General features: G+C 70.4%; 12 protein-coding genes and 1 pseudogene. 6 read left to right on the top strand and 7 right to left on the bottom strand.

Going from position 1 to position 13367, the window contains the following annotated elements; genetic code table 11:
* Positions 1–34 precede the first annotated feature (34 nt).
* The 3 genes and pseudogenes from B207_RS0113110 to B207_RS39725 all read right to left on the bottom strand — a co-directional run.
* Entirely contained in the window at positions 35–1681 is a 1647-nt protein-coding gene (locus tag B207_RS0113110; RefSeq protein ID WP_018637003.1) for a GMC oxidoreductase, read from the bottom strand.
* A gap of 589 nt (positions 1682–2270) precedes the next feature.
* Positions 2271–2843 (bottom strand): heme-binding beta-barrel domain-containing protein, encoded by a 573-nt coding sequence (locus tag B207_RS0113105; RefSeq protein WP_018637002.1) that lies wholly within the window; start codon positions 2841–2843, stop codon positions 2271–2273.
* 161 nt (positions 2844–3004) lie between these two features.
* Positions 3005–3265, bottom strand: a pseudogene (locus B207_RS39725) (TOBE domain-containing protein); the annotation flags it as partial.
* Positions 3266–3642: 377 nt separating this feature from the next.
* Between B207_RS39725 and B207_RS0113095 the strand changes: the two are divergent.
* Both B207_RS0113095 and B207_RS0113090 read left to right on the top strand, forming a co-directional pair.
* Complete coding sequence (locus B207_RS0113095) at positions 3643–4074, top strand: Zn-ribbon domain-containing OB-fold protein (protein ID WP_026311013.1); 432 nt, start codon at positions 3643–3645, stop codon at positions 4072–4074.
* A gap of 1 nt (position 4075) precedes the next feature.
* Entirely contained in the window at positions 4076–5221 is a 1146-nt protein-coding gene (locus B207_RS0113090; protein ID WP_018636999.1) for a thiolase family protein, read from the top strand.
* A gap of 87 nt (positions 5222–5308) precedes the next feature.
* On the opposite strand, the gene B207_RS41360 is transcribed toward B207_RS0113090, so the two are convergent.
* The gene (locus tag B207_RS41360) at positions 5309–5599 is read right to left on the bottom strand and encodes a hypothetical protein (RefSeq protein ID WP_230205001.1); all 291 of its coding nucleotides are present in this window, start codon (positions 5597–5599) and stop codon (positions 5309–5311) included.
* 164 nt (positions 5600–5763) lie between these two features.
* Here B207_RS41360 and B207_RS0113080 point away from each other — a divergent pair, with 164 nt between their 5' ends.
* The 4 genes from B207_RS0113080 (at position 5764) to B207_RS0113065 (ending at position 8949) form a co-directional block, all read left to right on the top strand.
* A complete protein-coding gene (locus tag B207_RS0113080; RefSeq protein ID WP_018636997.1) occupies positions 5764–6258 on the top strand; it encodes a MaoC family dehydratase in 495 nt (164 codons plus the stop codon).
* Between the two features lie 48 nt (positions 6259–6306).
* A complete protein-coding gene (locus tag B207_RS0113075; RefSeq protein ID WP_018636995.1) occupies positions 6307–7113 on the top strand; it encodes an HpcH/HpaI aldolase/citrate lyase family protein in 807 nt (268 codons plus the stop codon).
* A gap of 54 nt (positions 7114–7167) precedes the next feature.
* Entirely contained in the window at positions 7168–7830 is a 663-nt protein-coding gene (locus tag B207_RS0113070; protein WP_018636993.1) for a nitroreductase family protein, read from the top strand.
* A 204-nt stretch (positions 7831–8034) separates the two neighbouring features.
* On the top strand, positions 8035–8949 hold the full coding sequence (locus tag B207_RS0113065) for a PaaI family thioesterase (protein ID WP_230205000.1): 915 nt from the start codon (positions 8035–8037) through the stop codon (positions 8947–8949).
* Positions 8950–9091: 142 nt separating this feature from the next.
* On the opposite strand, the gene B207_RS41355 is transcribed toward B207_RS0113065, so the two are convergent.
* Genes B207_RS41355 through B207_RS0113050 form a run of 3 tightly spaced genes read right to left on the bottom strand, consistent with a single transcriptional unit; the run spans position 9092 to position 13322 of the window.
* The gene (locus tag B207_RS41355; protein ID WP_230204999.1) at positions 9092–10726 is read right to left on the bottom strand and encodes an oligopeptide/dipeptide ABC transporter ATP-binding protein; all 1635 of its coding nucleotides are present in this window, start codon (positions 10724–10726) and stop codon (positions 9092–9094) included.
* Positions 10707–11720 (bottom strand): ABC transporter ATP-binding protein, encoded by a 1014-nt coding sequence (locus tag B207_RS0113055; protein WP_018636988.1) that lies wholly within the window; start codon positions 11718–11720, stop codon positions 10707–10709. The genes B207_RS41355 and B207_RS0113055 overlap by 20 nt, the downstream gene beginning before the upstream one ends.
* A 39-nt stretch (positions 11721–11759) precedes the next feature.
* On the bottom strand, positions 11760–13322 hold the full coding sequence (locus B207_RS0113050; RefSeq protein ID WP_018636987.1) for an ABC transporter substrate-binding protein: 1563 nt from the start codon (positions 13320–13322) through the stop codon (positions 11760–11762).
* Between the last annotated feature and the right edge of the window lie 45 nt (positions 13323–13367).

Below are 13367 nucleotides of genomic sequence, written 5' to 3'. Positions count from 1 at the left end.
GGCGGACGGTGCTGCCGCGGTGTCGGTCCGGGCGTCAGAAGACGCGGAGGACGTCCTGACGCACGATGGTGGCCAGGCTGTGCTCGGCGAGCGCCGCGATCGTCATGGACGGGTTGCAGGCGCCGGTCGAGCCGGGGATCCGTGAGCCGTCGAGGACGTAGAGGCCGCGGTGGTCCGCCACCCGGCCGTAGAGGTCGACGGCCGACCCCATCGGCACTCCGCCGAGCGGGTGCCAGGTGGACTGCGCCTGGGCGTTGGTGTCGATCATCATGCCGCCGCCGACCTGGGCGAGCTGCTGCATCTTGCCGGCGATCTGCTGCTGCAGGGCGGCATCGGCACCGGTCGGCCAGGTCAGGACGGCGTCGTCCTTGGCGCTGTCGTACGCCCAGGTGCCGACGGGGTTCACGATGCCGAGACCGACGACCGTCATCACCTTCTGGCCGTTGGTCGGCACCGGTGATCCCGCGTGGATGACCGTGTAGGGGATTGTGGCCTGCGGGTCCCGGCCGCCGACACAGGCCGGCCCGCCCTGCGCGGTGCCCGGGTCACCGTTCATGCCGACCCAGGCGAAGATCCGGTCGCCGTTGTTGCCCCACTGGGTGCCGATGGAGTCGGGCAGGTTCGGCACCAGCCCCTTGGCCTTCGCCTTCACCAGCAGCCGGGTGGTGCCCGCCGAGCCGGCGTTGAGGAACACCGCGTTGGCGATGATGGTCTTGCGCTCCTGGACGACGCCGCCGGTGTCGATCCGGTCCACGGAGAGCACCCAGCGCTTCAGCGGGTCCAGCGAGATGTCGCGGACGACGTGCAGCGTCGAGACCCGGACCCGCCTGGTGGCCTCGGCGGCCGCCAGGTAGGTGACGTCGATCGAGTGCTTCCCGCCGTTGTTGACACCGAAGGCGATGTCACTGGTGGTGTAGGTGGGCGTGTAACGGCCCGCCAGCTCGCCGCGGACGAAGTTCCAGTCGATCGGCAGCGGCACCGGGACGGACTGCAGCCCGGCCTGTGGGGCGACGTCCCGGAACAGCCGGGAGGACTTGTACGGGTCCGTGTTCAGGATGTCGTTGGGAATGGTGGAGATCCCGAGCATCCGGGCCACCAGTGGATAGGCCCAGAAGTTCAGCTCGTCGTAGAGGCCCGCCGCCGCCGGAATCGACTGGGCGAAATGCTGTTTGGTGGGCTGCAGGGTCATGCCGTGGTACATCAGCGAGCCGCCGCCGTACGCGGCGCCGCAGTTGATCGTCATGTTGTTGCCGGGAACACTCTCGATGACGCCGACATACGGGTCCCAGTTCTTCACGACACCACCGACGACGGCGTGGTCGGTCAGCCAGGACGAGCGGTTGTCGATGTTCGCGAACCTGGAGAAGGTGTTGGCGTTCGGGCCGGTCGGCCACCGGATGCCGCGTTCGAGGACCAGCGTGGAGACACCGGCCTGGGCCAGCCGCAGCGCGGTGACGCCGCCGCCGAAGCCGCTGCCGATGACGACTGCCCGCTCCCGCTGGGTGCTGGTCGGGACGGCTGCCGGGGCGGCGGCGCGCGCCGGCGAGGCGACCGAGCCGGCGGCGAGGCCGCCGGCGACGGCAGCGCCGAGCGCGGCCGTGCCGAATAACTTCCGTCGGGTGACGGAACCACTTCCGGTGAGCGGGCGCTCGACGGGGGTGTCGGATGGGTTCTCGGGCATGGCAGGTTTCTCCTGGGCTGTTCGCAGGGTTTCGGCACGCGCGGACACCGCACGAAAACCGTCGCAGAATCCTGTCGCCATGAATCGTGGCGCCTCGAATCCGGCTTCGCGCGGTGAGAACACAGGGGCAACGGGCCGCCCACCGGAGCGGAAATGCTGTTACTGGAACCGGTCGACGGTCAGGTGCCGACGGCACCCGGGCTTCGTCTTCGACGGAACGAGGAGGGAACGAAGTAAGTGCCCGGGACACCTCCGGTCTTTTGCCTCCGCGCGTAACCAAGCATCGTGAGGGGCCGGCTGTGTGTCAATAGATTGCCCCGCGCCCTGGGTCGTTTGTGCACCAGGTAAAGGTCGCGGGTTTACCGGTTTCCGGCCGCCTGTGGGTACGGCCGCGCAGGTCACGCCAGGTGTCGCCGGTGCCCATCCGTGTGCGGAGAAAAGAACGTCCCGCCGGTGCGTGTATGGCACCGACGGGACGTTGTGTACCGGGCTGTGAAGATGAGCGGGTGCGGAGTGAGCCTCGGAGAGCACCCGGTGTCGCGGTGCGGTGTCGCGGTGCGGCCAGGGTGGCCAGGGTGACCCGGGGGAGTCAGGCCCCGGCAACCCTGTGTAGGACGTTGCGGTCGGTGTGCGCCACCGGGTCGGCGACCCGGGCGTGTGTGATCGTCGTGGTCGAGTCGTAGGAGAGACCGCCCTCGGCGGACACGGCGACGGTCACCTCGTACAGCGTCGTGTTCGCCGCCCGGGCCAGATACGGGTTCGACAGGATCCCGTAGGTCGTCGATCCGAGCTCGGAGCGCAGCGTGAAGGTCGTCGCGTCCGGGGCGACGGCAGCTCCCGCGATGAGCACCTGGCCGCGGGGGACCATGAAGCACCGCATGACGTGGCCGAGCACCGCGTCCCACAGCCAGTAGCCGATCTCGGTGTGGAACGCCTTGTCCTCACCGTGCCGCCACGCGGCCATGTGGTAGTCCAGCCCATAGAGCTGCTGGGCGCCGTTGTCCACGGGCCCGAACGGCTTGAATGTGATCTTCTCGCGATAGGGGGTAGTGATCATCGAGCCTTCGGAGTTGCCGAAGGCGACGTCCACGCCCTGGTCCCCCTCCCACTCGCCGGCGAGAGCCGCCAACGGGCCGAACTCCGGGCCAACCTGTTCCGCCACCGCCAAGCCCTCCTCGGGACAAACCGCCCGCAACCGGTGCTGGGCGGACATATCGCCGAAGATACGTGGTGATATGGAGCTGCTGGCGCTGGTAGGCCGCAAGGAGCGCGCTCCCGCGACTTTGGTCAGGTGGCCTTGGTCATGCGGCGGCCATGCGGCGGTCACGTGGCGGCGAGGGCGACCTCTGTCGACTTGACCAGCGCGGTCACCTGCGCACCAGCCGCCAGGCCGAGGTCCTTCACCGCGTCGAGGGTGATCGCCACGGTGAGCTGCCCTCCGTTGTCGAGCTCGAGGTGCGCGACGGCCATGGCGCCGCCGGTGTCGATGGAGGTGACGGTGCCGCGGAGCTGGTTGCGGATGCTGAGGCCCGCCACGCTGCCCGTGGCCAGCGAGACCTCGGTGGACTTGATGAGCACGGCGACCTCGCCCGGTGCCGACCGGGCGACAGGGTAGGGGGTGACTGTCTGTGTACGTCGAGGTGCCCGTCGCGGTGCCCGTCGCGGTGCCCGCCGCCGGGATCGTTCCCGTGCGAGTGCGGGCGAGAAGGGCATATGCTGCATCTGAGAGTCGGCTGCTCTCGGCTGCCCGCTGATCGTCCCGGCCTGGCGAGACCGCCGGGTGGGCGATCCGAATGACGTGGAGGGTTGGAACCCGTTGCTCGTCCCTCCAGCGCCGGCGCTGTACCGGCACCACGCCGTCGTCGGTGCGCCTGGCACGCCCTCGGGTTTGCTCCGTTGTCCTTTTCCTGGGTGAAGCCGGAGACGGTTTGTGGGCCGGTCGTGATGCTAGGAGTGTTCTGATGGCTCAAGTTCCCTTTGCTCCCGAGGTGTTCACGTGGCCGGCGGAGAGTCCACAGCTCATCGGTACGCGGTGTGGGAGCTGCGCGGCGGTGACGTTCCCCGCGCAGGATGCGTGTCCGCGGTGCGGGAAGCTGGAGATGGCGCGGCATCTGCTGCCCCGGGAGGGGACGCTGTGGACGTGGACGACGCAGGAGTTCCTGCCGAAGGCGCCGTACGCGAGTGGGGAGACGCCGGAGACGTTCCGACCGTTCGCGGTCGGTCTGGTGCAGCTCGGGGACGACGTGCGCGTCGAGGGCCGGCTCACCGTGAGTGATCCGGAGCAGATCAGTTTCGGGATGGGTCTGGAGCTGGTGATCTATCCGTTCCGTACCGACGAGGACGGCACCCAGGTGATGTCCTACGCGTTCGCGCCGTCCGAGGGAGGACACTGACATGGAGGACGTCGCGATCATCGGGGTGGGTATCCATCCCTTCGGGCGTTTCGGTGACAAGTCCGCGATCCAGATGGGGGCGGAGGCGGTCCGGGCCGCTCTCGCCGACGCGGGTATCGAGTGGAAGCAGGTGCAGTTCGCGTTCGGGGGCAGCTGCGAGGTCGACAACCCCGACGCGGTCGTCAGCCTGCTCGGCCTGACCGGTATTCCGTTCATGGACGTGTACAACGGCTGTGCGACCGCGGCGACCGCGCTGGAACTGACCGCGGACGCGATCCGCTACGGGAAGTACGACATCGGTCTGGCTGTCGGGATGGACAAGCACGCGTTCGGTGCGTTCACCGCGGATCCCGTGCACTACAGTGCCCCGCCGTGGTATGGCGACATCGGTCATTTCCTGACCACGAAGTTCTTCGGTATGAAGATCAACCGTTACATGCACGACCACGGGATCTCGCACCGCACCCTGGCCCGGGTCGCCGCGAAGAACTACCGCAACGGTGTCCTGAACCCGAACGCGTTCCGCCGCAAGGCCATCACGGAGGACGAGATCCTCTCCTCGGCGATGCTGAACTACCCGCTGACGAAGTACATGTTCTGCAGCCCCGACGAGGGTGCGGCCGCGGTGATCCTGTGCCGGGCCGACATCGCGCGCCGTTTCACCTCCACGCCTCTTTACCTGCGCGCGAGCGTCCTGCGTACCCGCAGCTACGGGGCGCACGAGGTCCACAGCTCCTGGGCTGCGGTGGAACCCGCCGAGGCCCCCACGGTGTACGCCTCCCGGGCCGCGTACGAGACCGCGGGGATCGGCCCCGGCGATGTCGATGTCATCCAGGTCCAGGACACCGACTCCGGGGCCGAGATCATGCACATGGCGGAGAACGGTTTCTGCGCGGACGGCGACCAGGAGAAACTCCTCGCCGAAGGCGCGACCGAGATCGGTGGGCGGCTGCCCGTCAACACCGACGGCGGGCTCATCGCCAACGGTGAACCGGTCGGCGCCTCCGGCCTGCGCCAGATCCACGAACTCGTCCTGCAGCTGCGCGGGCAGGCCGGCGACCGGCAGGTCCCCGGCACCCCCCGCGTGGGCTACGCCCAGCTCTACGGCGCACCAGGCACCGCCGGCGTCTCCATCATCACCACCTGACCGCCGTGCGGGTGGGGCGTCCCGGTGCGCCGGCCCCACCCGCACCGCACCGCACCACACCGCCACCCTGACCGGCCTCTGCCCCGACTACGCCGCGGGCCCGGTGCCTGCTGGTCCTCCGGGTCGGCGCAGCAGCAGGGCGTTCTCGACCCGGAAGCCCACCTGCCCGTTCGGGCGGGACATCGGCGCCTCGTACATCTCCCGAAGCCCCACCGCCCAGCCGTCCACGGCCGTACCGAGCTCGGCGCGGACGTCGTCGGGGGTGGTGAGCCCGGGTGTTCCGCCGATGACGGTCTTCCGGCGTTGTGTCCCGCTTCTCTGCTGCCCGAGTTCGGTGCGGCGGTTCGCGGCCCGCCGGCGGAAAGCGATGTTTGCCACCAGGGACACCGCATCGCTCGACCGTGACCCGGAAAGCTGCTATGTGCACCCGGCGGCAACAGGTGTCTCGCTGTTTGGTAAGCGCGTTGACAGTTGTGTTGTCAGGTCCGTACAGTACAGGACGTCATGCGTCGTGAAATCGGCGAAAACATTCAGGTGGAGATGTGACGCGCATTCAGCAGCGAGGGCTGTATTTCGAGGAACTTCAGACCGGTGTGGTCTATGTCCACAGCCCGGGCCGCACGGTCGGCGAGGCGGACAACACGCTGTTCTCCACCCTCACGATGAATCCGCAGAGTCTGCACCTTGACGCCGCGGCCAGCGCGTCGACGGAGTTCGGCGAGCGGCTCGTGAACAGCCTGATGACGATGTCCATCATGGTCGGCCTGAGCGTCGCGCAGCTCACCCAGGCAACCACGGTCGCCAACCTCGGGTTCGGCGAAATCGCGTTTCCGGCGCCGGTCCTGATCGGTGACACGCTCTACGCCGAGACGGAGGTCCTGTCGAAAAGGGACTCGCGGTCGCGGCCCGACAACGGCGTGGTCGTGTTCCAGCACCGGGCACTGAACCAGAAGGGTGTTCTTGTCGCCCGGGCCGACCGCACCGCGCTGATGCTGCGCGTCCCGGCTGGTTCCGGCGATTCCGCCGCGACTGGCTGAACGGTCCGTGGTTCTGATGCGCCGGGCTGTGTCGAGCTGGGAGACAACGTGACCGAGTGGACCCTGGGATCATCCCTTCTGTTCTGCCCCGCAGACCGGCCGGAGCGATACGGGAAGGCGCTGGCGGCGGCTGACACCGTCATCATCGACCTTGAGGACGCCGTCGCCGCGGCGAACCGGCCCGAGGCCCGCAAGGCCCTCGTCGGGAACCCGGTGGATCCCGCCCGGGTGATCGTGCGGGTGAACCCGCGTACGACGGCCGACTACGACGAGGACATGCGCGCCCTGGCGCAGACCGAGTACCGGGTCATCATGCTGGCGAAGACGGAGAGCGCCCAGCAGGTCGAGGACGCCGCGCCCTACCAGGTCCTCGCGCTGTGTGAGACGGCACGCGGTGTGCTGGCGTCCGCCGAGGTGGTACGCGCGCCGAACGTCGTCGGCGTGATGTGGGGCGCCGAGGACCTGATGGCCTCCCTCGGCGGCAGCGGTAGCCGCCTGCCGGACGGTACCTACCGCGACATCGCGCGGTTCGCGAAGTCGACGGTGCTGCTCAACGCCGCCGTCGCCGGGGTGCCCGCCATCGACACGGTGTTCCTGGACGTCGGTAACGTCCCCGCCCTGACCGCCGAGGCGGACGAGGCGGTCGCCTGCGGCTTCGTCGCGAAGGCCTGCATCCATCCGTCACAGGCCGCGGTGGTGCGCCAGGCCTTCCAGCCGTCCGCCGACGAGGTCGCCTGGGCGCGGCGGGTCGTGGCCGGCAGCGCGGACAGCGCGGTGTTCCTTCTCGACGGCCAGATGATCGACGCCCCGCTGGTGGCGCAGGCCCGTCAGATCCTGCGCCGGGCGGAGAGCTGACCCCGAGCGGCGGAGTCGCCGGCAGCGCAGCTGCAGCGAAGGAGTTCAGGACGAATGAGTGATCTGGAGCCCGGGGCGGCGCCCGCGATCGACCTGCGGGAGGCCATGCGCACGGCGCGGTCGCTGCGCCGGTTCCGGCCCGACCCGGTGTCCGACGAGGTGCTGGCCCGGTGCCTGGAAGCCGCGACCTGGGCTCCGTCCGGCTCGAACGCGCAGTCGTGGAAGTTCCTGGTGCTGCGCTCCCCGGAGGTTCGCGCCGTGCTCGGCCCGGCGTTCCGCGAGGGCTGGGACTGGGTGCGCACCATCTACGGCCAGTCGGCCGAACCGCCGCCGGCCGACGACACCTCGCGGCAGGCCCGGCTCACCCGCACGATGCTGCACCTGGTGGACAACTTCGAGAACGTGCCGGTGTACGTCCTGTTCTGCTACCGGCTCACCGGGTTCGTCCCGGAGTTCATCGAGGGCGGCTCGATCTTCCCGGCGATGCAGAACTTCCTGCTCGCCGCCCGCGCCGAGGGCCTCGGCACGGTGCCCAGCACCTGGTTCACGTTCGCCGAGGACAAGCTGCGCTCGATCATCGGCATCCCGGACGACTGGCGTATCGCCGCGCTGGTGGCGGCCGGCTGGCCGGTGGGCAGGCACGGTCCGGTCCGCCGCCGCCCGCTGCACACCGTGACGGCCCTCGACACCTGGGACAACCCCTTCCTGACACCCTGATCGCGCCGTTCGGCGGCCTGGCGGATCCCGTCGAGACGTCCCCCGCTCGACCTGGCACCTCTGATGTGTCCTTGCTGACACGCACACGGCGTGGCTTGTCGTGGGCGACCAGCCACCCGGAGGATGCGAGGACCGGTGGCGTCCTCCCTCCCGACCTGGACGGACTGCCGCTGCCGGCGGTGACCACGGGGAGGGGCGTCGTTCGTGACCAGCAGCTCGGGTCTGGCACCAGGTCTGTCCGTCCCGCACGCGCGGCAGGGTCCCCGGGACGGTGGCGGAACTGCCGCCCCGGCTGGCGTGACCGACCGGCGCGAGCCGGCGGAGCTGGCCGACGTGAGCGACGGCATCGGCGGCCCACAGGCGCTCTTCCGGGTGTCGGGGTACCGGACCGGGCCGGAGGGCACCAAGCTGTCGATGGCCGTGGGCCCGTGGCTGGACGGCGTCGACGGCACACCGGCGGTCGGCGCCCTCGGCGTCCTGGCCGACGACGTGCTCGGCCGCCCCGTCTTCGTCAGCCGCCCGCCCGGCACGCATCTGGTCACCTTCGAGCTGTCGGTCGAGGTCGTCCTGCCGCCGCCGTGGACCGGGCCGAGCCTGCTCGCGACCGGGACGGTCGTCGCCGTCGACGCGGCCCGCGGCCTGTCCCGCTGCGAGATCGTCGACGGCGCGGGACGCCTGGTCGCCACCGGCCGTGCGCACCTGCGCATCGTCCCGGCCGGCTGGTCGCAGCCGGAGGGGATCCGCGCGAGCACTCTGACCACCGCCGCCGACCTCTCGGCCCGTGACACCCTCGGCCCCGCCGGCCGGAGCGGCGCCGGCAGCGGTGACCCGATCGTCGCCCCGAACCGCCCGGAGTTCGGCAACGGCAGCGGCGCCATGCACGGCGGCATCCTGTTCTGCGGCTCCGAACAGGCGGCCGCCGCGGCCGATCCGGAAGGACGTTTCGCGACGACCTCCGTCACGATCCACTACCTGCGCCGGGCCGACCTGGAGGTTCCCGTCGTCTACGAGGTGCGGCCCGAGCACCGGGGGCGTTCGGTGGCCGTGTACCGGGTGACCGCCCGCGGTCCCGGCGGCAAACCCTGCTCGATCGCCACGGTGGCCCGCGCCGCCCGCTGACCCGGCCGCCCCGCCTGCCCCCTGGTCCGGCCCGGCGAACGACGGTCGCCGGGCCGGCCGCCTGCTCCCGGCCCGGCATGCGAAAGGGGCGTCCCCCGATCGGGAGACGCCCCCTGAGCGGGAGGCCGGCCTCGGGCCTCGGCTACTTCGCGGGTGCGCTCTTCGTGGGCTCCGCGGCGGCGGTAGCGGCGGCGGCCGGCTCCGCGGCCATGGTCGCAGCCGTGGCCTCGGCCGGAACGGCCGCCGTTTCCGTTTCCGCCGTCTCCGTCGGGACGACGGCCGTCTCTCCGGGGACGAGGTCCTCGGCCGGGACGGCCTCCTCCGCCGGGGCTGCCGGCTTGGCGGGAACCTCCGCCGCGACCGGGACGACAGGCGCGGTCACCGCCTCACTCTCCGCGGCCGGTGACCCGGTGCCGGTGTCGGCCGGCTTCTCGGCCGTCGTTGCGGCAGCCTCGTCCGTCGGTCCGGACTTCTCGGCGACGGCGGCCGTCGCTGCCGCCGTGGCTGGAACGGCCTTCTCCACCGGCACGGCCTTCTCCACCGGCACGGCCTTCTCCACGGGAGCGGGCTCGTCCACAGGACTGGGCTTCTCCGCGGCCGCGGGCTTGGCCAGGGGCTCGGCACTGGTCTCGACGGCTGCCACCGGCTCGACGGCTGTCACCGGTTCGGCGGCTGTCACCGGTTCGGCGGGCACCGCGGCCGGCACGGCGGCCGCCTCGGCGGTGCCTTCAGGGGTCGCCTCCGCCGCGGGCTCCTCCGCGGCCGGTGCGAGGGTGACGGTGGCGCCGAGGCTCAGCGGGAAGTGGCAGGCCGCGTACTGGCCGGGGCGGATCTCCTGGATCTGCGGCTCCTCGGCCGCGCACCGCTCCTCCGCCCGCGGGCACCGGGTCCGGAAACGGCACCCGGTCGGCGGTGAGAGCGGGGACGGCAGGTCGCCTTCGAGCGCCGGGCCGGTGAACCCGCGCTCGGCATCCGTCAACGGGACGGAGTCGAGCAGCGCGCGGGTGTAGGGGTGGGCGGGCTGGTCGTAGACCATGTCCGCGTCGCCGAACTCGCACACCTTGCCCAGGTACATGACCAGCACGTCGTCGCTGACCGCGCGCACGACCCCGAGGTCGTGGGCGATGAAGACGACGGTCAGGTTGAACTGGGCCTTCAGTTCCTCGATGAGGTTGAGGATCTGCGCCTGAACGGAGACGTCCAGGGCGGACACCGGCTCGTCACAGATCAGTAACTGCGGGTGCAGGGCGAGCGCGCGGCCGATCGCCACCCGCTGGGCCTGCCCACCGGAGAGCTGGCGGGGCATCATGTCGGCGAAGCGCTCGCTGCCCAGGCCGACCTGCTCCAGGATGGACGACGAGGTGGACGCCCGCTCCGCGGCCGGGGCGCCGGTCACCGCCAGGCCCTCGACGACGATGTCCTTCACGCTGCGCCGCGGGTTCAGAGACGCCACCGGGTCCTGGAAGATCATCTGAATGGAGCGCCGGAGCTCGCGCATCCTTTTCCCGCTGGCTTCGTCGATGCGCTCGCCGGCGAAGTCGATCTGACCCGCGGTCAGCCGGTCCAGGCGCAGCACCGCCCGCCCGGTGGTCGACTTGCCGCAGCCGGACTCGCCGACGATCCCGAGGGTCTCGCCGGGCAGGACGTCGAAGCTGACCTTCGAGACCGCCTGGACGACTCCTCCCTTCGTCGGGTACTCGACGACGAGATCCCGCACGCTGAGCAGGGCCTCCTCGCCGCGCAGGTGCGCGGTGCCGCTACCGGCCAACGAGCTCACCTCCGGTGATCTGCTCGGTGCTGGTCTGCACCGGGCTCAGACACGCGACCTCGTGGTCGGTGCCGATGGAGACCATCTGCGGTCCGGGGTCGCTGCAGGCCGCGTCGGCGTGCGAGCACCGGGCCGCGAAGCGGCAGCCCGGCGGCGGTGCCGTCGGGTCGGGCAGGGAGCCGGTGATGAGCCGCATCGGTGCATGCCGCTCGTGGTCGATGGTGGGGGTGGCCTCCAGCAGCGCGTGGGTGTAGCGGTGCCGGGGCGCGTCGAAGACCTCACGGGTGGCGCCGCTCTCGGCGAGCTTCCCCGCGTACATGACCGCGGTCCGGTCGGTCCGGCCCGCGACGATCGCCAGGTCGTGGCTGATCAGGATCATCGACATGCCGTGGCTGCGCTGCACGCGGCGCAGCAGGTCGAGGATCTGGCGCTGCACGGTGACATCCAGCGCGGTGGTTGGTTCGTCCGCGATGAGCAGCGTCGGCCGGCAGGCCAGCGCGGTCGCGATCATGACCCGCTGGCGCATGCCGCCGGACAGCTCGTGCGGATAGTTGCGCAGCCGCTTCTCGGGGTCGGGCACCCCGACCTCCCGAAGGAGGTCGAGGGCCCGGCCGTGCGCTTCGGTGCGGCTGACCCCGAGATGCTTGCGCATCCCCTCGGTCAGCTGGCGCTCCACCCGGACGACCGGGTTGAGCGACCGGCCGGGATCCTGGAACACCATCGCGATGTGCTTGCCCCAGATCTCGGCGCGTTGCTTGCGGGGGAGGGTGAGCAGGTCCCGGCCCTCGAAGAGCACCTGACCCGAGCATCCTGACCGCCCGGGCATCAGTCCCATGATCGCCCGGGCCATCACCGACTTGCCGGACCCGGACTCCCCGACCACGCCCAGGGCGTGCCCACGGTCGAGGTCAAGGGACACGTCGTCGACGGCCCGGACGACACCGCGCGGGGTGCCGATGTAGGCGCGCAGGTTGCGTACCTGCAGGACAGGTTCAGTACTCATGGGCGTGTGGGACCTCTCGTCCATCCTCCGGTCAGCCGACTACTTCTTGATCCAGATTTCCTCGGGCAGCAGTGAACCGCTGCCGTACTGCTGGAGCCCGCCGACCGCCGGCCGCCCGATCGCGGCGAAGGTGGCCCGGGTGTAGTAGAGGACCGGGGACAGCTCGGCCAGCCGCTTCTGCACGGTGCCGTAGGCGGCCTTGCGCTCCGCGTCGGTGGTCGCGGTGCGCCCGGCGATCAGCGCGTCGGACAGCTGCTGGTCCTTGATGCCGGACAGGTTCGCCGGGGAGTCGGCGGAGAACGCCGTCACCAGCCGCGGGTCGGGGCTGCGGAAGAACGAGGAGGAGACCAGGACGTCGAAGTCGTAGGTGGCGCGCAGCGCGGGGATCTGCGCGTAGTCGACGACCTTCACCTCGACCTTGACGTTGTTGAAGGCGCTCAGCTGTGCCTGGATGTTCTCGGCCAGCGAGCGGTTCTCGGTGGACGGGAAGCTGCTGAACGTGAAGGTGACCGGCTTGCCCTCGGCGGCGAGCTCGTCGAAGAGCTGCTGCGCCTTCGCCGGGTCGGTCTTGTGCAGCGGGATGTCCTCGAAGAGCGGGGAGTCCTTGGTGAACAGCGTCTCGGGGATCTCGGCGGTGCCGTCGTAGACGGCCAGGTTCGCCGATTCCAGGTCGACCGCGGCGTTGAACGCCTGCCGGGCACGCACGTCGTCGAAGGGCGCGCGGCGGGTGTTCAGCGCCATGAAGAAGCCGCCGTTGAGGCTCTCCACGTTGACCGACAGGTCGCCGGCGTTGGCCTTGTCGATGTTCTGCGGGTTCGAGTCGATCGCGACGTCGGCGCCACCGGTGGTCACGGTGTTCAGGCGCTGGTTGGCGTCAAGCACCGCACGGACGGTGAGGCTGTCGAGGTAGGGCTTGGGCGCGTCCCAGTACTTCGGGTTCTTGACCAGCTTGAGCTCGGCCTGGCGGGTCCAGCTCTCCAGGGTGAACGGCCCGGCGCCGATCGGGTCCTCGTCGAACGCGGCCGCGCCCTTCTGTAGCGCGGCGGGGGAAGCGATCCAGTTCAGGCAGCTGTTGACCACGGCTCCGGCGAAGGACGGGATCGGGCTGACCATGGTGATCTTGAGGGTCTGGGCGTCGACGACCTCGGTGGAGGAGACGAGCGTCGCCTCGGCGAGGTGGGTCGAGCGGTTCGCCGGGTCCTTGTAGCGGTCCCAGTTGAACTTGACGGCCTCGGCGTCGAGCGGAGTGCCGTCGGAGAAGACCAGGCCGGAGCGGAGCTTCAGGGTGAAGGTGGCGCCCTCGTCGGTGGTCTCGAACGACTCGGCCATCTTGTACTGGGTCTTGCCGCTGGCGTCGTCGATCAGGAGAGTGCCGTAGAGCGCGTTGCCGATGGCGGCCGAGGTCGGCGCGGCGTTGCCGAGCACCGCGGGGTCGAGAGTGCTCGGGTCGCTGAGGGCGAGGATCCGGCCCGTGCCGCCGGCCACCGCCTCACCCGCGGCTCCTGAGGAGGACGAGGTGTCGGCCTTGTCGCTGTCGCTGCTGCTGCTTCCGCCGCCGCAGGCCCCCAGGGCAAGTGCTGCGCTACAGAGGATCGCCGTCATGGCAATCCGGGTGTTCCTTAACATTCCGTGCCTTTCGCTGTGTCG

Source organism: Parafrankia elaeagni, assembly GCF_000374165.1.
GTDB classification, from domain to species: Bacteria; Actinomycetota; Actinomycetes; order Frankiales; family Frankiaceae; genus Parafrankia; species Parafrankia elaeagni.
This window is presented reverse-complemented; position numbering and strand designations above follow the sequence as displayed.

What these genes read in the sequence shown, in the direction of transcription:
- B207_RS0113070 (WP_018636993.1), top strand. Translation starts at nt 7,168, where the DNA reads ATGAGTGATCTGGAGCCCGGGGCGGCGCCCGCGATCGACCTGCGGGAG.
- B207_RS0113110 (WP_018637003.1), bottom strand. Translation starts at nt 1,681, where the DNA reads ATGCCCGAGAACCCATCCGACACCCCCGTCGAGCGCCCGCTCACCGGA.
- B207_RS0113095 (WP_026311013.1), top strand. Translation starts at nt 3,643, where the DNA reads ATGGCTCAAGTTCCCTTTGCTCCCGAGGTGTTCACGTGGCCGGCGGAG.
- B207_RS0113090 (WP_018636999.1), top strand. Translation starts at nt 4,076, where the DNA reads ATGGAGGACGTCGCGATCATCGGGGTGGGTATCCATCCCTTCGGGCGT.
- B207_RS0113050 (WP_018636987.1), bottom strand. Translation starts at nt 13,322, where the DNA reads ATGACGGCGATCCTCTGTAGCGCAGCACTTGCCCTGGGGGCCTGCGGC.
- B207_RS0113055 (WP_018636988.1), bottom strand. Translation starts at nt 11,720, where the DNA reads ATGAGTACTGAACCTGTCCTGCAGGTACGCAACCTGCGCGCCTACATC.